21 protein-coding genes are annotated in these 22924 nt (G+C 65.1%); 9 read left to right on the forward strand and 12 right to left on the reverse strand.

Translation table 11 applies throughout. The features are described from left to right. Positions 1 to 1380 carry a uracil-xanthine permease family protein gene (locus LU493_RS05515; RefSeq protein ID WP_275286795.1) on the reverse strand — a complete coding sequence of 460 codons (1380 nt, stop codon included), beginning with the start codon at positions 1378 to 1380 and terminating at the stop codon, positions 1 to 3. 128 nt (positions 1381 to 1508) lie between these two features. Here LU493_RS05515 and LU493_RS05520 point away from each other — a divergent pair, with 128 nt between their 5' ends. Further along, entirely contained in the window at positions 1509 to 2420 is a 912-nt protein-coding gene (locus LU493_RS05520; RefSeq protein ID WP_275286796.1) for a LysR family transcriptional regulator, read from the forward strand. A 61-nt stretch (positions 2421 to 2481) separates the two neighbouring features. Here the strand turns inward: LU493_RS05520 and LU493_RS05525 are convergent, their stop codons facing one another. Next, positions 2482 to 2985 (reverse strand): hypothetical protein, encoded by a 504-nt coding sequence (locus tag LU493_RS05525; protein ID WP_275286797.1) that lies wholly within the window; start codon positions 2983 to 2985, stop codon positions 2482 to 2484. An 89-nt stretch (positions 2986 to 3074) separates the two neighbouring features. Then, a complete protein-coding gene (locus LU493_RS05530; RefSeq protein ID WP_275286798.1) occupies positions 3075 to 3773 on the reverse strand; it encodes an ArsR/SmtB family transcription factor in 699 nt (232 codons plus the stop codon). A 117-nt stretch (positions 3774 to 3890) separates the two neighbouring features. Between LU493_RS05530 and LU493_RS05535 the strand changes: the two genes are divergently transcribed. Beyond that, positions 3891 to 5003, forward strand: a complete 1113-nt coding sequence (locus LU493_RS05535) for a cytochrome P450 (protein ID WP_275286799.1) — start codon at positions 3891 to 3893, stop codon at positions 5001 to 5003. Next, a complete protein-coding gene (locus tag LU493_RS05540) occupies positions 5000 to 5344 on the forward strand; it encodes an antibiotic biosynthesis monooxygenase family protein (protein ID WP_275286800.1) in 345 nt (114 codons plus the stop codon). Before LU493_RS05535 ends, LU493_RS05540 begins: the two co-directional genes overlap by 4 nt. A 9-nt stretch (positions 5345 to 5353) precedes the next feature. Here LU493_RS05540 and polA read toward each other — a convergent pair whose 3' ends face one another. After that, positions 5354 to 8119 (reverse strand): DNA polymerase I, encoded by a 2766-nt coding sequence (gene polA / locus LU493_RS05545; protein WP_275286801.1) that lies wholly within the window; start codon positions 8117 to 8119, stop codon positions 5354 to 5356. A 160-nt stretch (positions 8120 to 8279) separates the two neighbouring features. On the opposite strand from polA, the gene LU493_RS05550 reads away from it, so the two are divergent. From LU493_RS05550 to LU493_RS05565, 4 genes are all read left to right on the forward strand, one after another. Further along, positions 8280 to 8573 (forward strand): DUF2782 domain-containing protein, encoded by a 294-nt coding sequence (locus tag LU493_RS05550; RefSeq protein ID WP_275286802.1) that lies wholly within the window; start codon positions 8280 to 8282, stop codon positions 8571 to 8573. Positions 8574 to 8661: 88 nt separating this feature from the next. Then, on the forward strand, positions 8662 to 9621 hold the full coding sequence (locus LU493_RS05555; protein WP_275286803.1) for a homoserine kinase: 960 nt from the start codon (positions 8662 to 8664) through the stop codon (positions 9619 to 9621). An 8-nt stretch (positions 9622 to 9629) separates the two neighbouring features. After that, complete coding sequence (gene speA, locus LU493_RS05560) at positions 9630 to 11540, forward strand: biosynthetic arginine decarboxylase (RefSeq protein ID WP_275286804.1); 1911 nt, start codon at positions 9630 to 9632, stop codon at positions 11538 to 11540. 287 nt (positions 11541 to 11827) lie between these two features. Next, positions 11828 to 14170 (forward strand): glucose/quinate/shikimate family membrane-bound PQQ-dependent dehydrogenase, encoded by a 2343-nt coding sequence (locus tag LU493_RS05565; protein ID WP_275286805.1) that lies wholly within the window; start codon positions 11828 to 11830, stop codon positions 14168 to 14170. 139 nt (positions 14171 to 14309) lie between these two features. Here LU493_RS05565 and LU493_RS05570 read toward each other — a convergent pair whose 3' ends face one another. The 4 genes from LU493_RS05570 to LU493_RS05585 all read right to left on the reverse strand — a co-directional run bounded on the left by LU493_RS05570 (position 14310) and on the right by LU493_RS05585 (position 18030). Continuing rightward, entirely contained in the window at positions 14310 to 14975 is a 666-nt protein-coding gene (locus tag LU493_RS05570; RefSeq protein WP_275286806.1) for a fumarylacetoacetate hydrolase family protein, read from the reverse strand. Positions 14976 to 15040: 65 nt separating this feature from the next. Then, positions 15041 to 16039 (reverse strand): ectoine hydroxylase, encoded by a 999-nt coding sequence (gene thpD / locus LU493_RS05575; protein ID WP_275286807.1) that lies wholly within the window; start codon positions 16037 to 16039, stop codon positions 15041 to 15043. 188 nt (positions 16040 to 16227) lie between these two features. Next, a complete protein-coding gene (locus LU493_RS05580; protein ID WP_275286808.1) occupies positions 16228 to 16923 on the reverse strand; it encodes a metal-binding protein ZinT in 696 nt (231 codons plus the stop codon). Positions 16924 to 17037: 114 nt separating this feature from the next. Further along, complete coding sequence (locus tag LU493_RS05585) at positions 17038 to 18030, reverse strand: zinc ABC transporter substrate-binding protein (RefSeq protein ID WP_275286809.1); 993 nt, start codon at positions 18028 to 18030, stop codon at positions 17038 to 17040. 85 nt (positions 18031 to 18115) lie between these two features. Here LU493_RS05585 and LU493_RS05590 point away from each other — a divergent pair, with 85 nt between their 5' ends. Both LU493_RS05590 and LU493_RS05595 read left to right on the forward strand, forming a co-directional pair. Further along, complete coding sequence (locus tag LU493_RS05590; RefSeq protein WP_275286810.1) at positions 18116 to 18844, forward strand: metal ABC transporter ATP-binding protein; 729 nt, start codon at positions 18116 to 18118, stop codon at positions 18842 to 18844. Further along, positions 18841 to 19656, forward strand: a complete 816-nt coding sequence (locus LU493_RS05595; RefSeq protein ID WP_275286811.1) for a metal ABC transporter permease — start codon at positions 18841 to 18843, stop codon at positions 19654 to 19656. Before LU493_RS05590 ends, LU493_RS05595 begins: the two co-directional genes overlap by 4 nt. A 223-nt stretch (positions 19657 to 19879) precedes the next feature. Here LU493_RS05595 and hisF read toward each other — a convergent pair whose 3' ends face one another. The 4 genes from hisF to hisB all read right to left on the reverse strand — a co-directional run bounded on the left by hisF (position 19880) and on the right by hisB (position 22813). Continuing rightward, on the reverse strand, positions 19880 to 20653 hold the full coding sequence (hisF, locus tag LU493_RS05600) for an imidazole glycerol phosphate synthase subunit HisF (RefSeq protein WP_275286812.1): 774 nt from the start codon (positions 20651 to 20653) through the stop codon (positions 19880 to 19882). Between the two features lie 3 nt (positions 20654 to 20656). After that, positions 20657 to 21409 carry a 1-(5-phosphoribosyl)-5-[(5-phosphoribosylamino)methylideneamino]imidazole-4-carboxamide isomerase gene (gene hisA / locus LU493_RS05605; RefSeq protein ID WP_275286813.1) on the reverse strand — a complete coding sequence of 251 codons (753 nt, stop codon included), beginning with the start codon at positions 21407 to 21409 and terminating at the stop codon, positions 20657 to 20659. Between the two features lie 42 nt (positions 21410 to 21451). Next, the gene (gene hisH, locus LU493_RS05610; protein WP_275286814.1) at positions 21452 to 22093 is read right to left on the reverse strand and encodes an imidazole glycerol phosphate synthase subunit HisH; all 642 of its coding nucleotides are present in this window, start codon (positions 22091 to 22093) and stop codon (positions 21452 to 21454) included. A 126-nt stretch (positions 22094 to 22219) separates the two neighbouring features. Then, positions 22220 to 22813, reverse strand: a complete 594-nt coding sequence (gene hisB, locus LU493_RS05615; RefSeq protein WP_013333772.1) for an imidazoleglycerol-phosphate dehydratase HisB — start codon at positions 22811 to 22813, stop codon at positions 22220 to 22222. Positions 22814 to 22924 lie beyond the last annotated feature (111 nt).

The raw sequence follows: 22924 nt of genomic DNA on the forward strand, positions 1-22924 counted from the left end.
TTACTTTCCTTTGAGCTCTTGACGGGACAACGCCTCGCCCGCGGCGGCATCGTGGCGGCGGCCGAGGTGGTGAAACAGCAGGTTGACCAGCACGGCAGTCAGTGTGCCCATGGCCAGGCCGTTGCCGAGCAGGATCTGCAGGTGTTCGGGGAAGGCACTGTAGAAGCCGGGCACCAGGATCGGCAGCAGCCCCATGGCCAGCGCCGAGGCCAGGGTGAACATGTTGCCGTGCTCATCGAAGTCGACCCGGCGCAGGATGTTGATGCCCATCACGCCGATGATGGCGAAGACGATCACCGCGGTGCCTGCCACCACCGCGGTGGGCAGCAGCGACGCCAGCCGACCGAGCGGCGCGAACAGGCCGAGCAGCACCAGGATCAGCCCGGCGGCGACGGTGACATAGCGCGAACGCACCCCGGTGGCACGCACGATGCCGATGTTCTCGCCGCTGGTGATGATCAACGAGGTACCGAAACAGCCGCCGAGCAAGGACCCCAGGGCGTCGGCGCGAATGTTGCGCGGCACCAGGGCGCGGGCGTCGCCGCGCTTCTCGACGATCTCGGCGGTGGCCAGGGTCTGGCCGGTGGCTTCGGTCATCGACACCACGCTGAAGATGATCAATGGCAGCGAGGCGAAGAGGTCGAACTTGGGCATGCCGAAGGGGAACAGCGAAGGAAAGGCCACCACCGGCCCGGTGAGCACGCCACCGAACTCCATGACGCCGAAGACCGCACTCAGGGTTGCACCGGTAAGCAGCCCTATCATGACCGCGATGCGTCGCAGCATGCCGGTGAAGATCCGGGCACTGAGCACGATCGCGGCCATGGTCGCCAGGGCCAGAGCGATGCTCGGCAGGTTGGCGAAGTCCGGCGAGCCCTCCTCGCCGGTGATCAGCCCGCCGAAGATGCGTACCAGGTTGATCGCCACCAGCAACAGCATGGTGCCGATCACGATCGGCGGGAAGAACCTCAGTACCTTGGTGAAGAAGGGCAGCGCCAGGAAATAGAACACCCCGGTGAGGATCACCGCACCGGTAGCCGTCTGCAGGTCGGTAGCCTGGGCGATGGTCAGGAAGATCACCAGCGGCGCCCCGCCCGGCACCTGGACGAAGGGCAGACGGGCCCCGATGCCGAAGGGACCAAAGGACTGCAGCAACGTGCCCAGCCCGCAGACCAGGAAGGTGGCACTCATCAGCGCGACCATGACCTCGTCGTCGAAGCCCATCGCCTGGCCGACCAGGAAGACGGCGGTGATCGGCGCGGCGGCCATCACCAGCACGTGCTGAACGCCGAACAGCAGCATCGAAGGCAGCGGCAGACGCTGGTCGACCGGCTCGGTGCGGGACTCACGCGAGCCGAGCGGCTCGGGAGAAATGCTCATGGGGACATCCTCGATTGTTGTTGTGGAGGTCCCCTCAAGCTAGCGCCGGCCGACCGTACTGGTCCATAATAAAGTTTCGCTCATATCGTTGCCAAAAAGGCAACACTTGGCACCGAGGGAGAGACCACATGCAGCTGATGCTGACCGGATTGCGCTACTTCGAGGAAGTCGCCCGCCAGGGCTCGCTGCGCAAGGCGGCGGAACGGCTGCATGTGGCTGCCTCGGCGGTGAACCGGCAGATCCTCAAGCTGGAAGACGAATTGGGGGTACCGCTGTTCGAACGGCTGCCGCGGGGCCTGCGACTGTCGCCGGCGGGGGAACTGATGCTGGCCCATGTCCGTCAGTGGCAACGCGACGAGCGCCAGCTGCTGGAGACCCTCGGCGACATCCGTGGCACCGGCTGCGCGGAGATTCGTATCGCCACCGTCGAATCGCTGACCGACCAGGTGCTGCCGGAGCTGCTGGGCCGCTTCGGCGAGCGTTTTCCCCGCGTCCGCTTCGCGCTGCACACCGGGCTGACCGAAGAAATCCTCGAGCGGGTCGCCACCGGCGAAGCCGACATCGGTATCTGCATGAACCCGCCGCCGACGCGGCGCATCCGCTTCATCGAGTCGGTGGAATTGCGATTCGGCGTTGCCATGGCGCCGTCTCATCCGCTGGCGCAGGCCTCGGAAGTCAGGCTGGCCGAGTGCAGTGCCTATCCGGCCATTCTCCCGGACGCCGAGATGTTTCGTGGCTCGACCCTGGAGCGGGCACTCGCCAAATCCGATGTGGAACTCACCCCGCTGGCCGGCGGCAACCGAATCCTGGCGATCAAGTCGCTGGCCCGGGCAGGGCTCGGCGTGGCCTTTCTCAACGCCCTCGATATCGCCCGCGAGCTGGCCCATGGCGAGCTGGTGTTCCGCCCGCTGCGGGACCTCCGCGTCGACGGCGCACGGCTGGTGCTATGCAGCGCCGCCGACCGCTCGCTGCCGATGGCGGCGGCCGTGCTGATGGAATCGCTGAGCCAGGCGCTGCGCGACCTGGCTCCCCTCGACTGAGGCGCCACGCCATGGAACGACGGGCCCGCGGCAACCGCTGCGGGCCCGGCCGAGAGAGCGCTCAATCCTCGTCAGGCAAGGGCGCGGCATCCCCGGCATTGCGGAACACCCCCAGGGAGCCCATGCGACGACCGCGATCATTGAGGAAGCTCTCGAGCACCACCACTGGCTCGGTGCCCCGGCGGGTGAACTCGAGCCGGTCAGGCGCCGCGCGCCGAGATTGCCAGCCCTCGCCCAGGCAGCGGCCCAGTGCCTCGCCTCCGGCGACCAGGGCGCCACGCGGATCGTCGGTGGCCATCGGGCCGAAGCACAGGTAGTGGTCGGGCCGCCGGGCCGAGGTGATCACGCAGGCATCATGGAACGCCTGGGTGTCGGTCTGCCAGGTGCGCGTCAGCGAGGTGGTTTCAAGGCGCCCCTTGATGTCCCCAAAGCCCGTCTCCGCGCTCGCAACCGCGTGATTCAGAGCCTCGCAGTCGAATCGCTCCGCCGCCGTCTGGGTGGCCTGGGTCGCGCAGCCGGCCAGCAACGCCATCCCCGCCAGCCAGATCCTTGCCATTGTTGCCATGCTCATCTCCTTGTCTGCCTCTGTGACACCGCACGAGCACCGGTTCCGGAACTCCACCGACACGATAGCACCGGCACGCACCGCTGGCCTCAATCGGGTATCTCGATATGGAAGCGGCGCTCCAGAGCCTGTCTCCCCCTCGATGTCAGGCGGAGGGCTCGGCCATCGAGGTCCCGCCTGACCCATTCCCGACCGATGGCGTGATCCAGCAAGGCCGCCCCCAGGGCCCCCGCCAGGTGCGGGCGACGCTCGCTCCAGTCCATGCAGGGACGGGCGAAGCGGCGACGCCGGGCACGCACCGTCGGGACGTCCAGGCCCATGTCACGGAAGACACGCTCCCCCTTCTCGGTCAGATGGTAATCGCTGCCCGCCTCGGCGGCAGGCGTCAGCCAGTCGGCCCCGACACAGGCATCATGGAGCGTCACCGCCAGTTCGCCGGCCATATGGTCATAGCAGGTCCGGGCGAAGCACAGGCGCTGCGGCGTGTTCGGCGCGAAGGTCGGCGTATCGCCCTGCCCGATGACCATCAGCCCCTCCAGCGCCTCGGCGACTCTCGGGTCCTCCAGCGCATAGTAGCGATGACGCCCCTGAACGTACCGTCGCAGCAAGGTCATCTCGGTGAGGCGCGCCAGATGGGCGCTGGCCGTTGGCGGGCCGACCCCGGCGATCACCGCCAGCTCGGTACTGGTCCGCGCATGGCCATCCATGAGCGCACACAGCATGCGGGCCCTGGCGGGCTCGGCGATCGCCGCCGCCACCCGGGACATCGCGAGGTCCGTGACTGCCATATTTCGCTCCCGATCGAATCATGACCCGCGACAGGCACCGATACTGGGTCGGTATGCCATGTCAGGCCTCCTGACGACTCTAGCGCCATCATGCCGGACACGCACAAGGAATATCCGATGCTCCCCCTCGAAGCTCCCAGTCACCCGGATCCCTATCCTTCCTACGCCAGCTTGCGACTGCGAGGTGGCCTTCAATACCTCGAGGCACCAAACCTCTGGGTCGCCAGCGATGCGGCTACCGTCACCGAGGCCTTCGAACAGCCGGCCTGCCACGTGCGGCCACGCCGGGAACCGGTGCCCGACATGATCGCCGACGGCCCGGCCGGCGAACTCTTCGGTCGGCTGATGAGAATGAACGAAGGAGAGGCCCACCAGGCTTCCAGGCAGCGCCTGATACCCTTCCTGGACGCCCTCGATGACGAAGAGATCGCCAGGCTGACCCGGCACCGCCTCGACGCATCGGACGCTCCAGCTCCGTCGGACACCATGTTCCGTGTGCCGGTCACGGTCATCGCCGCCCTGCTCGGGTGTCCTCCCGAGCACGAAGCCTGGCTGGCCGAGCGAACATCGCGTTTCGTGGCCGGCTTGAATCCGCTCGGCCATACGGCCCGACGAGACGCCGCCCACCGGGCCGCCGAAGATCTGATGAAGGTAGTCTCAGGTTTCGAGACACTCCCTGCGGGGCCGAAGGATGCACTGGCCTCGGAGGTCCTGGTCGCCAACCTGATCGGCTTGTTGTCGCAGACCCATGACGCCACGGCCGGCTTGATCGGCAATACCCTGCTCGCCCTGCGGAAACACCCGGCGCTACGCGAGTCACTCACCCGCCGGCCCGAGGGGATAACCGCCTTGGTCGAAGAGGTCGAGCGCCACGACCCGCCGGTACACAGTACCAAGCGCTACGTCGAGGCGCCCTGCCGGTTGGGCGGCACACGCCTGGCACCCGGCGACACCGTGTTGATACTGACCGCCTCCGCCAACCGCGATACCTCCCTGGCCCCGGATGCCGACCACTTTCGCCTCGACCGTCGTGAACGCGTCAGCTTTTCTTTCGGCGCGGGACGTCACCACTGCCCGGGAAGACGCCTGGCACTGGGCATTGCCACCCATGTCATCACCGGTCTGCTCGAGCGTCGTGAATACTTCAACACCCTTCACCATCACGGCTATCTGCCATCGCGGCACGGCCGGATCCCCCGCCTCACCTCGACACAGGAGGAACACGCATGATTGCCGTCATCTTCGAAGCCCGACCGCATCCCGACCAGCGTCAGCGTTATCTGGACATCGCCGCCGAACTCAAGCCGCTGCTCGATGACGTGGAGGGATTCATCTCCATCGAACGTTTCCAGAGCCTCGCCGACCCCGAGCGGCTATTGTCACTGTCCTTCTGGCGCGATGAGCAGGCCGTCGCCGAGTGGCGTCGCCTGGAGGCCCATCGTGCGGCCCAGAGCGCGGGGCGCCGATCGGTGTTCGCCGATTACCGACTGCGTATCGCCCGGGTCGAGCGCGACTACGGCATGGACGAACGGGAACAGGCCCCTGCGGATAGCCGAGAGGCTCATGAATGATGCGTTCCTTCAGTGCGCCTCGTCCCAGTTGGCGCCGCTCTCGGCTTCGACGATCAGGTCCACGTCGAGCTCGGCGGCAGCCTGCATGCGCCGTTTCGCCTCGGGGATGAAGACCTCGACGGCGTCCTCGGCGACCTCGAAGACCAATTCGTCGTGGACCTGCATGACCATCATGGCGTCGATGTCGCCCTCGGCCAGCCAGCCGTCGACGTCGATCATGGCGCGCTTGATGATGTCCGCCGCCGTGCCCTGCATGGGCGCATTGATGGCCGTGCGCTCGGCGCCCTGACGACGATTGCGGTTCTGGGAGTGGATCTCCGGCAGGTGAAGCCGTCGACCGAAGACCGTCTCGACGTAGCCGTCATCCGCCGCCTGGGCGCGAATGCGCTCCATGTAGCGCGCCACGCCGGGGTAACGGTCGAAGTAGCGGTCGATGTAGATCTGCGCCTGGTTGCGCTCGATGTGCAGCTGCCGTCCCAGCCCCCAGGCACTCATGCCGTAGATCAGCCCGAAGTTGATCGCCTTGGCGCTGCGGCGCTGCTCGCCGGAGACCTTGTCGAGGCCCACGCCGAAGACCTCGGCGGCGGTGGCGGCGTGGATGTCGCGGCCCTCGGCGAAGGCCGCGAGCAGCCCCTTGTCGCCGGAGAGGTGCGCCATGATGCGCAGCTCGATCTGCGAGTAGTCGGCGGCGACGATGCGATAGCCGGGCCGCGCCACGAAGGCCTGGCGGATCTTGCGCCCCTCTTCGGTGCGGATCGGGATGTTCTGCAGATTGGGGTCGGAGGACGACAGCCGTCCGGTGGCGGTGACCGCCTGGTGATAGCTGGTGTGCAGCCGGCCGGTGGCCTTGTTGACCAGCCGGGGCAGCTTGTCGGTGTAGGTGGAGCGCAGTTTGGAGAGGCCACGGTGCTCCATGATCACCTTGGGAAGCGGGTAGTCCAGTGCCAGCTCCTCGAGCACCGCCTCGGCGGTGGAGGGCGCCCCCTTGGGCGTCTTCTTGATCACCGGGATCTGCTGTTCCTCGAACAGGATCTGGCCGAGCTGCTTGGGCGAGCCCAGGTTGAACTCGCGCCCGGCCAGCTCGAAGGCCTTCTCCTCGAGTTCGCCGATGCGCTTGCCGAGCTCCTGACTCTGGGTATGCAGGCGCTCGGCGTCCAGCGCCACGCCGCCACGCTCGATGCGCGACAGCACTCGGATCAACGGCCGCTCCAGGGTGTCGAGCACCTCGGCCAGGCGGCCCTCGACCTCGACCCGGGGGCGCAGCTCATGATGCAGGCGCAGGGTGATGTCGACGTCCTCGCAGGCGTAGGGCGCGGCCTGTTCCAGGGCGACCTGGTTGAAGGTCAGCTGCTTGACGCCCTTGCCGGCGATCTCCTCGAAGCTCACCGTCTTCTCGCCCAGATACTTGAGCGCCAGCGAGTCCATGTCGTGTCGGGTGGCGGTGGAGTCCAGCACGTAGGACTCGAGCATGGTGTCGTGCAGGGCGCCGGTCACCTCATAGCCGTGACGCGCCAGCACCGAGACGTCGTACTTGAGGTTCTGGCCAACCTTGGCCTTGTCCGCATCGGCCCAGAGTGGCGCCAGTGCCTCGAGCACGGCCTTCCGGTCGAGCTGTGCCGGGGCGTCCAGGTAATCGTGGGCCAGCGGGATATAGGCAGCCTCCCCCGGTTCGAGGGACAGCCCGACGCCGACGATCTCGGCCTCCATGTAGTCGAGGCTGGTGGTCTCCAGGTCGAAGCAGAACACCTCGGCGTCCTTGAGGCGCGCCAGCCATTCGTCCAGTACCGCCTGCTCGGTGATCACCGCGTCGTGACGCGTCTCGTCCTCGCCGACGCTCGCAGCATCGCCTGCCCCGGGCGTGGCGGTCCCCCCCGACACGTCATCGACACCCTCATCACTGCCCTCCAGCAGTTCGGACAGCCAGGCCTTGAACTCCAGGCGGCGATAGAGCTCGAGCAACGCTTCACGGTCGGGGTGGGCGATCCCCAGGTCGTCGAGCCCGACCGGCAGTTCGCAGTCGGTTTTGATGGTGGCGAGCTCATAGGAGAGGAAGGCCTGCTCGCGATGCTCCTCGAGCTTCCCGGGCAGCGTCTTGGCGCCGCGGAAGCCGAGCGTCTTGACCTTCTCGAGATCGGCATAGACGGTCTCGAGGCCGCCCTCCATGCCCTGCAGCAGGCCCAGGGCGGTCTTCTCGCCGACCCCGGCCACCCCCGGGATGTTGTCGACCTTGTCGCCCATCAGAGCGAGGAAGTCGATGATCCGCTCCGGCGGCAGGCCGAACTTCTCCGTCACGCCCGTCACATCCAGGGTCTCGTCCTTCATGGTGTTGACCAGGGTGATGTGGGCGTTGACCAGCTGGGCCATGTCCTTGTCGCCGGTGGAAATCACCGCATCCCGGCCGGTCTGGGTGGCATGGTGCGCCAGGGTGCCGATGACGTCGTCGGCCTCCACGCCCTCGATGCACAGTAGCGGCAGGCCCAGCGCCCGCACGCAGTCGTGCAACGGCTCGACCTGAGAACGCAGGTCGTCCGGCATCGGCGGGCGCTGCGCCTTGTACTCGGCATAGAGGTCATCGCGGAAGGTCTTGCCCGGGGCATCGAACACCACCGCCATGGGACTGTCGGGGTAATCCTTGAGCAATCGCTTGAGCATGTTGAGCACGCCCTTGATGGCGCCGGTGGGCTGCCCCTCCGAGGTGGTCAGCGGCGGCAGGGCATGGAAGGCTCGGTACAGATAGGAGGAACCGTCGACGAGTACGATGGGAGTGTCGGCCATGAATCGGCATCCATTGATGTCTGAGTAGAATGATGTCCGGGGAGAAAACGCAGTTCTGAACCCCATGATACGCATAGCCGACGATGTTTGCCGCGAGGTATGCCTCGACCGGACGACGGCATACACTAGGGGAAGATGACCGAGGTCCCCGGAGGTTGCCATGTTGTCCCTGTTTCGTCCGTTCGCCGCACTGCTCGTCGGTGGCAGCCTGTTGCTCGCCGGGCTCCCGGCGTCGGCCCAGTCCGGCGGATCGCCCGAGCCCGAGATCACCACCCGCCAGGAAGCGGATCGCAGCATTCGCGAGTACCGGCTCAACGGCGAACTTTACGCCATCGAGGTTCGGCCTTCATCGGGGCCCTCCTATTACCTGCTCGACCGGAACGGTGACGGCAACTTCGAGCGCCAGGACGGCGGCGATATCATCGTCCCCGATTGGGTGCGGCAGGATTCCTGATCGCCAGGCGACACGCCGCAACAGCATTCGGCATCGATGCGCCAAGCCGCTACAATAGGCGATTTGGCATAGCCCGCGCGAGACACACATGGCCGTATTCACACCGCTTACCGACGCTCAGGTCGCAGCATTCCTGAGCCGCTTCGACGCCGGCACGCTGGTTGCCGTCGAAGGCGTGCCCGCCGGCACGGAGAACAGCACCTTCTTCGTCACCACCGACCGCCAGGAACTGGTACTGACCCTGTTCGAGCAGGGCGAGCATGAAGAGCTGCCGTTCTTCGTCGAACTGCTGGACTATCTCGACGAACACCGCCTGCCGGTGCCCGGCCCCCTGCACGACCATGACGGCATCGCCCTGCACAGCCTGGCCGACAAGCCGGCCCTGTTGTTCCCCCGCTTGCCGGGACGCCACCCTCATCATCCCAATCTGGCTCAGTGCCGTGCCCTGGGCGAAGCCCTCGGCCACATGCACAAGGTCTCGCAGCGCTTCCCGGGACATCGTCCCAATCCGCGTGATCTCCACTGGCTGCTGCCCATGCACCACAAGGTCCTGGCCTACCTCTCGCCGGAGGATCAGGCGCTGATGATGGACGAGGTGGAAATCTACCAGGGCTTCTTCGACGAGGCCCCGGAATTGCCGCAGGGCGCACTGCACGGCGACCTGTTCCGCGACAACACCCTGTTCGACGGCGACCGCCTGGGCGGCATGATCGATTTCTACAACGGCTGCACGGGTGATCTGCTGTTCGACCTGGCCATCGTCATCAACGACTGGGCCACCCATGCCGACGGTCGCCTCGACCCCGAACGCTACGCCACCCTGCTCGCCGCCTATCAGGCCCAACGACCGCTGGAAGCCGCCGAGCGCGACGCCTGGCCGATGATGCTGCGCATGACGGCCCTGCGTTACTGGCTCTCGCGCCTGTTGGTGGTCTACGTGGATCCACCGGCCCATGACCTGACGCCCCACGATCCCGACCAGTTCCACACCATCCTCAAGCGTCGTCTGGAGGACGGTGCCCTGCCGCTACCCGAGGTCACGCCTTGAAGGCCTCCATGAGCAGTGCCGCCGGGCCCGCCCATCGCGCCCGGCATACCTGGAACATCGATCAATGGGGCAGCGGCTACTTCGACGTCGACGATGCCGGCCAGGCCCTGGTGCGGCCGCTCGGAGAAGAGACCGAAGGGCCAGCCCTGCCGCTGACATCACTGGCGACCCGGCTTCGCGAAGCGGGACTGCGGCTGCCGGTGCTGGTGCGTTTCACCGATATCCTGCACGACCGCGTCGAACAGCTGTGCGCCGCCTTCGACAGCGCCATGACCGAGGAAGATTTCGACGGCGGCTATACGGCGGTCTACCCCATCAAGGTCAACCAGCAGCACCGGGTGGTCGAGGAAATCCTTGCCACCCAGGAACGCGGCCGGGGCCGCGTCGGCCTGGAGGCCGGCAGCAAGCCCGAGTTGCTGGCGGTACTGGCACTTTCCGGCGACGGTCCCTCGTTGATCGTCTGCAACGGCTACAAGGATCGCGAATACATCCGCCTGGCACTGATGGGCGAACGACTGGGCCACCGCGTCTACCTGGTGGTGGAGAAGCTTTCCGAGTTGCCGTTGATCCTCGAAGAAGCCGAACACCTCGGCGTCAGGCCGCGCATCGGCCTGCGCGCCCGTCTCGCCTCGGTCGGCAAGGGCAAATGGCAGAACACCGGCGGCGAGAAGTCCAAGTTCGGTCTCACCGCCGGCCAGATCCAGACGGTGGTGACCCGGCTGACCGAGGCCGATGCCCTGGGCTGCCTGCAACTGGTGCATTTCCACCTGGGATCGCAGATCGCCAATATCCACGATATCCAGCGCGGCCTGCGCGAATGTGCACGCTTCTATCAGAACCTGCTGGCGATGGGCGCGCCGGTGGATACCGTGGATGTCGGCGGCGGACTGGGCATCGACTACGAGGGGACTCGCTCACGCAGCTTCTGCTCGATCAACTACTCGATGCGCGAATACGCCCGCAACGTCGTCTCGGCCTTCGCCCAGGTATGCACCGCCGAGGGTCTGCCCCATCCGCACCTGCTCAGCGAGTCCGGCAGAGCCCTGACCGCCCACCATGCGGTGTTGATCACCAACGTGATCGGCGAGGAACGCCCCGACACCCAGGCTCCCGAGACACGGCACCATGCCGATCCCCAGGTGGCCGAACTGTGGCGAGTTCACGACGAGCTGCACGCCCTGCATGATCCGCGCGGCCTGGTCGAAGCCTGGCACGACCTGACGCAGGCACTGTGCGAACTCCAGGACCGTTTCGTCATGGGGCTGGCCGACCTCGGCGCCCGTGCCGAGGGAGAAGGCGTCCACTCCGCCGCCTGTGCCCGGCTGCGCGAGCGGCTGGATCCACGCAACCGCGCGCATCGCGAGATTCATGACGAACTGGCCGAAAAACTCGCCGACAAACTGTTCGTCAACTTCTCGCTGTTTCAGTCGGTACCCGATGTCTGGGGGATCGACCAGATCTTCCCCGTGCTGCCACTTTCCGGCCTCGACCGCGAACCCTCGCGCCGCGCAGTGATTCAGGACATCACCTGCGACAGCGACGGCCGCATCGACGGCTATGTCGACGGCCAGGGCGTCGAATCCACGCTGCCGCTGCCGGAATGGCGCGACGATGAAGAGCGCCTGATGGGGTTCTTCCTGGTCGGCGCCTACCAGGAGATCCTCGGCGACCTGCACAACCTGTTCGGCGACACCGACTCGGTGGATGCCTCGCTTTCCCCCGACGGCGAATGGCGCTTCGACCATTTGCTGCGCGGCGACCGGGTCGCCGACGTGCTGGGTTACGTCAACTTCGATGCCGAAGCCCTGCGTGCCCGACTCGCCGAGCAGCTCGCCGCCAGCGACCTGAGCGACGACGAACAGCGACAGTTCCGGCATGACCTGTCCGCCGGACTGGAAGGTTATACCTACCTCGAATGAGCGGTTTTCGACGCGTTCGGCACTGACATTCCCGATCCATTAGACCATAGTGATAATCACGGTCCGTCCGTGGCGGGACGCCACGCGAGGGGCGTCTTTAATTCACAGGCTAACTATTATAAAATGAAATCAATCAACGACTCCGCAAGCACTGAATAAATCGACGAACGGGTTCAAACACCGAATGCCACGCTCATCGCGGCCGCTGCATTCGGTGGCACGGCTGGCGTGCGGTACCGGGATCGCGACCATATTCAGGGCTTCTTCCATGGCAAGGAGCTTGGATCATGATCATTCTTTCGCTCATCTTCTGGCTGGTGGGGCTGGCACTGTTGGGGGGTGGCATCTGGCTCATCACCCTCGACGGCAGCTGGTACTACGCGCTGGCCGGTATCGTCCTGATCGTGGTCGGGGCCTTGACGCGATCGCGCCGCCCCACCGCCCAGGTGTTATACGCTCTCTTCCTGATCGCGACCGCCGCCTGGTCGCTCTGGGAGTCCGGTTACGACTGGTGGCCCCTGGCCACCCGCCTGGGTCTCTTCCTGATCCTCGCGATCCCGCTGCTGATACCGGCCAAGGGTGGCAGCCGCGCGGGCCTGGCCCTGCTGCTGCCGGTCTGGGCGATCATCGGCGTGGGGACCCTTGCCAGCCTCAGCGTCGATGCCCATCGTATCGAGGGCGAATTGAGCCGCGATGTGGTCGCCGAAGCGCCGACGACCGGGGACACGCCCCGGGAAAGCTGGCATGCCTATGGGCGCGACAACCTGGGACAGCGCTATTCGCCGCTGGAACAGATCACGCCGGAGAACGTCGATGACCTGGAACTGGCCTGGCAGTATCAGACCGGCGACGTGAAAGGCCCCGAGGACGTCGTCGAAACCACCTACGAGGCGACCCCGCTGAAGGTGGGAAATTCGCTGTTCCTGTGCACCCCGCACAACTGGCTGATCGCCCTGAATGCCGATACCGGCGAGGAACAGTGGGTCCATGACGCCAAGGTGCCGGCCGAGAGTTCGCGTCAGCACCAGACCTGCCGTGGCGTCTCCTATCTCCCTCCGAGCTCCGGCGACGCGGATGCCATCGACGTCCAGGTCGCCAGCGGGCCGGCTGAGGACCTGGATGCCATGCAATGCGACGCCCAGCTGTTCCTGCCGACCTCCGACGCCCGCCTGATCGCCGTCGACCCGGCGACCGGCGCGCGCTGCAGCAATTTCGCCAGCAACGGCGAGCTGGACCTGCTGCACAACATGCCGTTCAAGCAGGCCGGCTTCTACTACTCCACCTCGCCGCCCGTGGTCGCCGATGGCAAGGTCATCGTCGCCGGTTCGGTCAACGACAACTACGCCGTCGAATCTCCCTCCGGCGTGATCCGTGCCTATGACGCCAAGACCGGCGAGCTGGTGTGGAACTGGGATGCCGGAAATCCGGACGAGACCGCGCCGATCGCCGAGGGCGAGACCTATACCACCAGTTCGCCGAACAGCTGGTCGATCGCCAGCGCCGACGAAGAACTGGGCATGGTCTACTTCCCCATGGGCAACCGCACGCCGGATCAACTGGGCATGTACCGCAGCGAGGCCGAGGAGAAATACGCCAGCTCAGTGGTAGCGCTGAGCCTGGAAACCGGCCAGGTGGAGTGGGTCCAGCAGTTCGTGCACCACGACCTGTGGGACATGGACACCCCGGCCCAACCCAGCCTGCTCGACCTCGAGACCGACCAGGGTACCCAGCCGGCACTGGTGATACCCACCAAGCAGGGCGACGTCTATGTGCTGAACCGAGAGACCGGCGAGCCGATCCTGCCGATCTCCGAGCAGCCCGCCCCCCAGGGCACCATCGAGGGTGACTATGCCGCCGAGACCCAGCCGGCCTCGAGCCTGAGCTTCCGGCCGCCGACCCTGCGCGAGGCGGACATGTGGGGCGCCAGTCCGATCGACCAGCTGATGTGTCGCATCCAGTTCAAGTCGCTTCGCTACGAGGGCCAGTACACTCCGCCCTCCGAGCAGGGCACCATCGTCTTCCCGGGCAACTTCGGGGTCTTCAACTGGGGCAGCATCGCCGTGGACCCGAAGCGCCAGGTCATGTTCGGCATGCCGCTCTACCTGGCCTTCACCTCCACTCTGGTGCCCAAGGAAGGCGCCGAGCTGGGCGAGACCAACCAGGGCGAGCAGGGCCTCAACGAGAACGCCGGCGCCGACTACGCCGTGGACATGAAGCCCTTCCTCTCGCCGTTCGGCGTGCCCTGCCAACAGCCGCCCTGGGGCTACGTGGCCGGCACCGACCTGCGTACCGGCGAGACCGTCTGGAAGCACAAGAACGGCACCATCGAGGACATGACGGCACTGCCGTTGCCGATCAAGATGGGCGTGCCGGGCATCGGTGGCCCGGTGATCACCGAAAGCGGCGTGGCCTTCCTGGCCGCCAGCGTGGATGACTACCTGCGCGGCTATGACCTCAGCACCGGCGAGCAGCTGTGGCAGGCCCGTCTGCCGGCCGGTGGCCAGGCTACCCCCATGACCTATCTCAACAGTCAGGGCGAGCAGATGGTCGTCCAGGTGGCCGGCGGGCACGGCTCGATCGGCACCACCATCGGCGACTACGTGATGGCCTACAAGCTGAAGCAGGACTAGGCCCGACCCTACCCCGGGCGGCTTTCGCCCCCCGGGGTAGCCCCATGCGACAAGGCCCCGCCGGAATGAACCGGCGGGGCCTTGTCGTCGAGTATGGCCAACGAGCTCAGCCTGATTCGATCGCGTTACGTCACCCCGATCAATCCACGACCCGGGTTTCCACGGCCAGGCCGCCGGTCAGTTGAAGGCACAGTGAGGCCCCGCGGGGCAATTCTCCCACGCCCGCAGGCGTGCCCGTGAGCACCACGTCCCCCGGCAACAGCGTGAAGTGGCGGCTCATTTCCGCCAGCAACGTGGGTATCGAGAACAGCATGTCGGCGCCCAGTCCATGCTGTCGACGCTCGCCATTCACCTCCAGGGTAAACTCCAGCGCACTCCAGTTGGGCGTCTCGACGAGCGGCAGGAAGGCCGACATCGGACAGGCGCCATCGAAGGCCTTGGCGACTTCCCAGGGCTGGCCCTTGTCCTTCAGGCGCGCCTGGACATCGCGAAGCGTCAGATCCAGCGCCAGGCCGATACCCACGATGGCATGCTCGGCCTGGTCGGGCGCGACCTCGCTCAACGGTTCGCCGATCAACAGGGCCAGCTCCGTCTCGAAATGGACCTCACCACGCGCGAAGGGCGCCTCGATGGGCGCGGCCAGATCCACGGCACTGGTGGCCGGCTTGATGAACAGCAACGGTTCGCTGGGGACCGGGTTATTCAACTCCCGGGCATGCTCGGCATAGTTGCGGCCGACGCAGACGATCTTGCCCAGCGGTTCCGGAAAACTCCGGCCATCGGTGAAACGGGGTACGAAGCGCATGTCCGACTCGACTCCTTGTTCGGGTGAGGCCCCGCAGGGCCCGACTCCATCAGTCTACCCTCGAGTCAGGTATCCGGCGACCATGCTTCATCCGGTGCATGGGCCAGGAAGCGTGGGCGTCGCTTGGTGGCCGCATAGGGCTCGACGCAACGATTGTCACGGCGGTTGTAGACGAAGAACGCATTGCTGCGCGGATCCGGTGACATGTTGGCGTTGGAGCCGTGCAGGGTATTGCAGTCGAACAACAGCAGGCCACCCGCCGCGCCGGTGGGTGCCTCGATGCCGTGCCGGTCGATCAACGTGCGCAGGGCGTCGGCGCCGGGCACGCCGAATTCCTGGGTCTTGAGCGACTGCCGGTGGTGATCTTCCGGCGTTTCCCCCAGGCATGGCACGAACACTCTGTGCGAACCGGGCACCAGCATCAGCGGCCCGTTGAAGGTGTGGTTGTCGGTCAGCACGATAGAGGCGCTCACCGCGTTCATGGCCGGCATGCCATCCTCGGCGTGCCAGGTCTCGAAATCCGAATGCCAGTTGAAGCCCTTGCCTTCGAAGCCGGGCTTGTAATTGATGCGTGACTGATGGACATAGGGCTCGCCACCGAGGATCTGGCGGGCGCGCCCCATCAGGCGCTCGTCGTTGGCCAGACGGCTGAATATCCGCGACAGGAAGTGCACGGCGAACAACGAACGGATCTCCTTGCCCTGAGGCTCGGTGATGGAGAAATCGCGTCCGCGGAAATCATCCCGGGCCAGCAGGGCGTCGAGCTCTCGACGCAGTGCCTCGAGCTCCTCGCCTTCGAGGAAATCCGGCTCGAAGAGAAAGCCCTGACGCTCGAAGGCGTCGAGCTGCGGGGCCGATAGTGGCCCATCTGCCTCGCGCCCCTTGACCACCGGCTCACGACGATTGAGCCAGGGGAGATCCAGCGGCTCGGTCAGGCGTGTCGGATAGGGATCCTGCCCCGGGCGAGGCGCGCTGCGGACCCGGCTTTCGGCTTCCGGGGACGTCAGGTCGGTTCGGGCGTTCGCGTGTGGCAGCGGTCGGCTGGACGATGTCTGCACTGACATCCAATACCTCCTTTCACAGTCGGAATGGGTTCAGATTCGATCTCGTTAGCGACGGCGGTCAGCCGCGGGCGGTCCATTCTGGACCCGCGTGGGGAGGGTGGTGGCGCCCGGGGGAGTTTTCAAGGGCAACGGCGCGGGTCGGGGAGCGGGGGCCGGCATCCCGCCAGGCCGCCCCCCGGCCCTCCTGCTCAGTGAGCCATCATTTCATGGACGATCTGCTGGCCGTCCATGTCCGATGGGTAGTAGGTCGGCCAGTGCTTGACCTCGTCGAGCAGAGCCGCCCGATCATCGCCCCAGTAGAGGTGATAATGGCCGGCATCGGTCGGATAGATGCTGTGGTCGCTGAACTGAATGTAGTCCGGTAGTTCATCACCACCTTCCTGGAGTTCGAAGATGAACCGCACGCCTCGGTTCCCTGCCTCGTAATTCAGGATCTCGTAGCCATCGTAGGCATACTCGCCGGACATCGTGTCACCATCCTCATGGAAGGCAACGGTGCTGCCATCGATCACGATGCGATCGACATCCGTCTCGTAGCCTCTCTCATAGTATTTCTTGTATTCCTCGGCGGTCTTCTCATCGCTCTTCTCCGCCTTGTCGGCCATGACCGGATCGAGCGTGCCATCCTGGAGATAGGGATAGACCGACTGCCAGTCTCCTTCCCAATCGGAAAGCTCGCGATCCTTCACCTGGCTGTCGTCGAAATAGCCCGCATAGATATCGCTGTCATGGCTGGGATCATCATGGTCATGGTCGTGATGGTGGCCATGATCGTGATCATGGTCACCATGGCCGCTTTCGTGCGCCATCGCCGACTGACCTGCCGTCATCGCCAACAGGCTGATGGCCAGAACGCTCGCTTTCTTCGCATATGGCATGCTCATGATTTGCTCCTTTGCTCAATCGATCGAGTGGGTTGAACCACTGCGTTTTTCACGTGACGTCATAACGTTTTCCGGCATACCTCAGCGCCCATCCGCTCGAGGTGCGACACCGAATCAGGCCCCCGCGGCGCATTGCACCACGCCATCCGCCAGCTGGCGCAGCAGCCGAGGATAAAGTCCTTCTCCGGGAGGCAATCCCGTCCCCAGGGGATCGATCACGATCGATGTGTCGACGCCGGTATCGGCGAACACGTTTTCCACCAGCTGAGGATTGAACTGCGGCTCGTTGAAGACACAATCGACGTCCAGCGCATTCACTAGCTCTCGGAGCTCATCGATACGTGCAGGACTCGGATCCGAAGCATCTCCCAGGGAAATGGCGCCGGCCGCCGACAGGTCGAAGCGATTCTCGAAATACTGATAGGCATCGTGAAACACGATGAAGCGAGTATCCTGGGCATGCGCGAGACGCGCCCTCAGTTCCCCCATCAGCTCATCGAGCTCTGCCTTGCCCTGGCGCGCGTTTTCCCGATAGATGTCCGCATTTTCCGGGTCCGCATCGGAAAGTGACCGGGCAATCGCAGCCAGCCATGCCTGCGCATTTTCCGGATCGAGCCAGGCATGCGGATCGGTGCCATCATGGCTGTGGTCGTGGCCGTGGCCGTGGCCGTGGCCATGATGATGATCGTGGGCCTCGAAGGTGGCTCCCTGACGAAACGCCAGGGTTCCGGTCTCCGGCACATCCAGCAGGGCAACGCTCTCGGCATCGGCGGCCAGGCTATCCATGGATCCCTTCAGCCAGGGCGCCAGCGCTTCACCGACCCAGAACACGACATCGGCATTTTCCAGTGCTCCGGCCTCCGACGGTCGCATGGAGTAACCATGGGGCGACGCTCCCGGCTGGATGACCAGTTTCGGTGAACCCAGCTCGCCCATGACACGGTCAACCAGCGAGTGAACCGGCGGAATGTCGACCGCGACATCGGGGACATCCGCGGCGGCGATGGCTGGGGTACTGGCTCCCAGCAAGGCCGCCCCCCAGTAACGGGCACGCAACATCATGATCTCCTTGTACAGCAGGTAACGGGGAAATTGAGCGATGCGCATTTATGTTATAACATAACTTTTCTGTCAAGCCGGCCAGGACAATATCCCGGCTTGGCAAGGCTCGTACGCTGCTGGTAGATCCCCCATGACATTGCTGACCATCGAACACCTGGATGTCGATCTTGGCGGCCAGCCAATCCTCGACAGCATTCAACTCTCTATCGAGCGCGGCGAGATCGTGACTATCGTCGGGCCCAATGGCTCGGGGAAGACCACCCTGCTGAGGGCCATCATCGGCTCGCTGGCGCCTGCGAGGGGACGTATCCAGCGTGCGCCGGGGCTGATGCTGGGATATGTTCCGCAGCGGTTTCACCTCGACCCGACACTGCCGATGACGGTGTCCAGGTTCATGGGCCTGCCAAGGCGGCACGCTCCCGGCCAGATCGACCAGGCCCTCGAGAGGGCTGGCGCCGCCGGACTGGGCAGGCAGCAGATGAGATCACTGTCGGGCGGTCAATTCCAGCGCATCCTGCTGGCCCGCGCCTTGCTGGAGTCCCCCGACCTGTTGATCCTCGACGAGGCGACCCAGGGACTCGATCAGCGCGGTGTCGCCGACTTTTACCGCCAGTTGGAAACCGTGCGCCGAGAGCTAGGCTGCGGCGTTCTGATGGTCAGTCACGAACTGCATGTCGTGATGCGCGCCTCGGATCGCGTCGTCTGCCTGAACGGGGCAATCTGCTGCGAAGGCACGCCGGAACGCGTGGCCTCCTCGCCGGCCTACCGCGCCATGTTCGGGCACGACACTCAGGATGCCTTCGCCCTGTACCGTCATGACCACTCCCATCAACAAGCGCCAGCGGGGTTGGCCTCATGATACTCGACGACTTTCAGGTTCGCGCCGCGCTGGCCGGTATCGGCGTTGCCCTGGCCGCGGCCCCGCTGGGTTGCTTCGTGGTGTGGCGGCGCATGGCCTATTTCGGCGATGCCACCGCCCACGCCGCCGTGCTCGGTGTCGCCCTGTCGCTGGTGCTCTCGACCTCAATCCTCGCCGGCGTGCTGACCACGTCACTGGTCATGGCGACGGTCGTCTCGTCGCTGAGCGGTCGGGGCTATGCCATGGATACGCTACTCGGCGTCATGGCGCACTCGGCACTCGCCCTGGGGCTGGTAGCGGTATCCTTCGTCTCCGGGGTGAGGATCGACCTGATGGCCTACCTGTTCGGCGATATCCTGGCGGTTGGCAAGTGGGACCTGGCCATCATATGGGCAGGGGCACTGCTCGTCCTGGGGCTGATGCACTGGCGCTGGTCCAGCCTCCTGACCGCCACGCTGAATACCGACCTGGCCCACGCCAGCGGCATCGCCCCCGGGCGAGAGCAGCTGATACTGACGTTGTCGCTCGCCGTGGTCGTTGCCGTGGCACTGAAGGTCGTCGGCGTGCTGTTGATCGCGGCACTGTTGATCATCCCCGCCGCCACGGCGCGCCCCTTCAGCCGCACGCCGGAGAGCATGGCCCTGCTGGCCGCCCTCTTCGGTGCCGGTTCCACCACGGGGGGACTGCAGGCGGCGTTCTGGCTGGATACACCCACCGGGCCCACCATCGTCAGCCTGGCCGCGCTGCTGTTCCTGCTTTCCAGCCTGGCCGGCCGCCTGACGCCCAGCGTGATGAAGACGACAAGACAGTAAGGTAGCGCCACTCTCAAGCAGCGCTCGAAGGAAATACTGAATAAATCGCCGAGCATAGTGAAGGCTAGGCCCGTTCCCGACGGGCCATCGCATTTCCCACATCCGTGTGGGTCACGCGAGGCGCACGGAGCACAGAAAGCGAGACATAACGAGGGGTTAGGCGAGCTTTCGAGCACCGCGTAACGACGCGATTTGCATGCGCAGGCATTTAAGCAGTGTTTCCTTAAAGGCGCATCTCGATACCCCGCTCGGCCATATAACGCTTGGCCTCGGGAATGCTGTACTCCCCGAAGTGGAAGATACTGGCGGCGAGTACTGCATCGGCTCCGCCGTCCTTGACGCCTTCCACTAGGTGATCGAGGTTGCCGACACCGCCGGAAGCGATCACCGGCACGCTCACCGCATCGCTGATGGCACGGGTCACGCCGAGGTCGAAGCCCTGCTTGGTACCGTCGCGATCCATGCTGGTGAGCAGCAGTTCGCCGGCCCCCAGCTCCACCATCTTTTGGGCCCACTCCACGGCGTCCAGGCCGGTGGAACGACGGCCGCCATGGGTGAAGATTTCCCAGCGCGGCGTCTCGCCCTCGCCGGAGACCCGCTTGGCATCGATGGCCACCACGATGCACTGGCTGCCGAAACGTTCCGCAGCTTCATGGACGAATTCAGGATTATGCACGGCGGCCGTATTGATCGAGACCTTGTCGGCGCCGGCATTGAGCATGGTGCGGATATCATCGCAGGTGCGAATGCCGCCCCCCACGGTCAGGGGGATGAACACCTCGCCGGCGATGCGCTCGACCATCTCCACCGTGGTGTCGCGGTCCTCGTGACTGGCGGTGATATCGAGGAAGGTGATCTCGTCGGCCCCTTGATGATTGTAGCGCTGAGCGACCTCCACCGGATCACCGGCATCGCGGATGCCGACGAAGTTGACGCCCTTGACCACACGCCCCGCGTCGACGTCCAGGCAGGGAATGATGCGCTTGGCGAGTCCCATGGTTCAGCTCCCGGTTCGTTGGCGGGTGAGTTCATCGCACAGCCGCTGGCCCTCGGCCACGTCCAGGCTGCCTTCATAGATGGCGCGGCCGGTGATGGCGCCTAGAATGCCCGGCTCGCCCGCCTCGACAAGCGATCGCAGGTCATCGAGATTGGTGACGCCCCCCGAGGCGATCACCGGCAGGCCGCCCTGGCGAGCCAGTTCGGCGGTGGCCTCGACATTGACGCCGCCCATCATTCCGTCACGGGCAATATCGGTATAAACGATGGCGGAAACACCATCGTCGGCGAAACGCCTGGCAAGTTCGGTGGCCTTGAGGGTGGATACCTCGGCCCAGCCATCGGTGGCCACGAAGCCATCGCGGGCATCGAGGCCGACGATCACGTGATCCGGGAAGGCACGGCACATCTCGGTGACGAAGTCGGGTTCCTTCACTGCCTTGGTCCCGATGATCACCTGGGAGACGCCTGCCTCCAGATAATGCTCGATGGTCGCCGCGCTACGAATACCGCCGCCGATCTGGATCGGCAGATCCGGGTAGGCGCGAGCAATGGCGGTGACCGCCTCACCATTGATCGGCCTTCCTTCGAAGGCGCCGTTGAGATCGACCAGATGCAGGCGGCGGGCCCCGGCCTCGACCCAGCGCGCGGCCATGGCCACCGGATCGTCACCGTAGGTGGTAGCGTCGTCCATGCGCCCCTGCTTGAGACGAACGCACTTGCCATCCTTGAGATCGATGGCGGGAATTACCAGCATGTCAAATCCTCCAGGGCGGATCCGGTGTGCCACCGGGCCCGTTCAGGGCGCCCAGTGAACGAAGTTTTCCAGCAGCCTGAGACCAGCCCGGGAACTCTTCTCGGGGTGGAACTGCACGGCGAAGGTGGCATCGCGGCCGGTCGCCACATGGGCCGAGACCCGGCCATAATCGGTGGTGCCGAACAGTCGGGTGTCGTCATCGACCTCGACATAATAGCTGTGCACGAAGTAGAAGTGCTCGTCCTGGTCGATGCCCTGCCACAAAGGATGATCCTGATGCTGACGCACCAGGTTCCACCCCATGTGTGGCACCTTGCAACGATTGCCGCTCTCGTCGTGCATATCGGCGGGGAAACGCCGCACCTGGCCGGACATGAAGCCCAGGCAGTCGATGCCCCCATTCTCTTCGCTGCGCTCATGGAGCATCTGCTGGCCTACACAGATTCCCAGCAGCGGCTTGTCCTGGCTGGCCAGCAACTCCTCCACCAGGCCACGGAGTTCGGTGCGTTCCAGCTCACCCACGCAGTCACGAATGGCGCCCTGGCCGGGCAACACCAGCCGCGTGGCGCCGTTGATGCGTCGCGGGTCACGAGTCACCACGACATTTTCGTGGGTCACGTGTTCCAATGCCTTGGCGACGGAGTGCAGATTGCCCATTCCGTAGTCGATGACGGCAATGGTCATAGAGTGCTCCTCGTATCGGTCGACGGGTTCAGGAAACTCTTTCAAGCCCCCTTTCAGGCAACCCTGTCTGGGTACCTGTGCATGAGAACCGCAGTGCTTCGCTCGACGATTGACGCAGCCTTTCCTTCACAGACTGCCCTTGGTGGACGGCATCCGGCCGGCCATGCGCGGGTCCTCGGCAGCGGCCATGCGCAGGGCACGACCGAAGGCCTTGAAGATGGTCTCCGCCTGATGGTGGGCATTGAAGCCCTTCAGGTTGTCGATATGCAGGGTGACCCGGGCATGATTGACGAACCCCTGAAAGAACTCCCAGAACAGTTGGGTGTCCATCTGTCCCAGGACGGCACGGGTGAATTCGACGTCCATGAACAGGCCCGGACGGCCGGAAAAATCCACCACGACCCGGGATAGCGCCTCGTCGAGGGGCACATAGGCGTGGCCATAGCGGTAGATGCCGCGCTTGTCGCCGATCGCCTGGTCGAAGGCCTGCCCCAGGGTGATGCCAAGATCCTCGACCGTGTGGTGAGCATCGATGTGCAGGTCGCCCACCGCCTTGATGTCGAGGTCGATGAGCCCATGGCGTGCCACCTGGTCGAGCATGTGATCGAGGAAGGGCACACCGGTTTCGCAGGTCAGCCGCCCCTCGCCATCGAGGTTCACGGTGACCGTGATCTGGGTTTCCTTGGTGTCGCGGGTGACCGTGGCGGTACGCTCGGACATGTTGCATCTCCAGCGCCGTGGCGCTTGTCGAAAGAAGACCGGCCGCTTGGACCAGAACGCGCCGATGGCGGGCCGCCGACGCAGAGCCGCCATTATAGTGAAACGCCACCC

The organism is Halomonas elongata (genome assembly GCF_029081005.1).
Taxonomy (GTDB): Bacteria; Pseudomonadota; Gammaproteobacteria; order Pseudomonadales; family Halomonadaceae; genus Halomonas; species Halomonas elongata_B.

Coding starts and splice junctions, on each gene's coding strand:
- thpD (WP_275286807.1), bottom strand. CDS start 16,039: ATGTCAGTGCAGACATCGTCCAGCCGACCGCTGCCACACGCGAACGCC.
- LU493_RS05585 (WP_275286809.1), bottom strand. CDS start 18,030: ATGCGCATCGCTCAATTTCCCCGTTACCTGCTGTACAAGGAGATCATG.
- LU493_RS05550 (WP_275286802.1), top strand. CDS start 8,280: ATGTTGTCCCTGTTTCGTCCGTTCGCCGCACTGCTCGTCGGTGGCAGC.
- hisH (WP_275286814.1), bottom strand. CDS start 22,093: ATGACCATTGCCGTCATCGACTACGGAATGGGCAATCTGCACTCCGTC.
- LU493_RS05530 (WP_275286798.1), bottom strand. CDS start 3,773: ATGGCAGTCACGGACCTCGCGATGTCCCGGGTGGCGGCGGCGATCGCC.
- LU493_RS05540 (WP_275286800.1), top strand. CDS start 5,000: ATGATTGCCGTCATCTTCGAAGCCCGACCGCATCCCGACCAGCGTCAG.
- LU493_RS05525 (WP_275286797.1), bottom strand. CDS start 2,985: ATGGCAACAATGGCAAGGATCTGGCTGGCGGGGATGGCGTTGCTGGCC.
- LU493_RS05565 (WP_275286805.1), top strand. CDS start 11,828: ATGATCATTCTTTCGCTCATCTTCTGGCTGGTGGGGCTGGCACTGTTG.
- polA (WP_275286801.1), bottom strand. CDS start 8,119: ATGGCCGACACTCCCATCGTACTCGTCGACGGTTCCTCCTATCTGTAC.
- LU493_RS05555 (WP_275286803.1), top strand. CDS start 8,662: ATGGCCGTATTCACACCGCTTACCGACGCTCAGGTCGCAGCATTCCTG.
- hisB (WP_013333772.1), bottom strand. CDS start 22,813: ATGTCCGAGCGTACCGCCACGGTCACCCGCGACACCAAGGAAACCCAG.
- hisA (WP_275286813.1), bottom strand. CDS start 21,409: ATGCTGGTAATTCCCGCCATCGATCTCAAGGATGGCAAGTGCGTTCGT.
- LU493_RS05570 (WP_275286806.1), bottom strand. CDS start 14,975: ATGCGCTTCGTACCCCGTTTCACCGATGGCCGGAGTTTTCCGGAACCG.
- LU493_RS05520 (WP_275286796.1), top strand. CDS start 1,509: ATGCAGCTGATGCTGACCGGATTGCGCTACTTCGAGGAAGTCGCCCGC.
- hisF (WP_275286812.1), bottom strand. CDS start 20,653: ATGGGACTCGCCAAGCGCATCATTCCCTGCCTGGACGTCGACGCGGGG.
- LU493_RS05535 (WP_275286799.1), top strand. CDS start 3,891: ATGCTCCCCCTCGAAGCTCCCAGTCACCCGGATCCCTATCCTTCCTAC.
- speA (WP_275286804.1), top strand. CDS start 9,630: ATGAGCAGTGCCGCCGGGCCCGCCCATCGCGCCCGGCATACCTGGAAC.
- LU493_RS05515 (WP_275286795.1), bottom strand. CDS start 1,380: ATGAGCATTTCTCCCGAGCCGCTCGGCTCGCGTGAGTCCCGCACCGAG.
- LU493_RS05595 (WP_275286811.1), top strand. CDS start 18,841: ATGATACTCGACGACTTTCAGGTTCGCGCCGCGCTGGCCGGTATCGGC.
- LU493_RS05580 (WP_275286808.1), bottom strand. CDS start 16,923: ATGAGCATGCCATATGCGAAGAAAGCGAGCGTTCTGGCCATCAGCCTG.
- LU493_RS05590 (WP_275286810.1), top strand. CDS start 18,116: ATGACATTGCTGACCATCGAACACCTGGATGTCGATCTTGGCGGCCAG.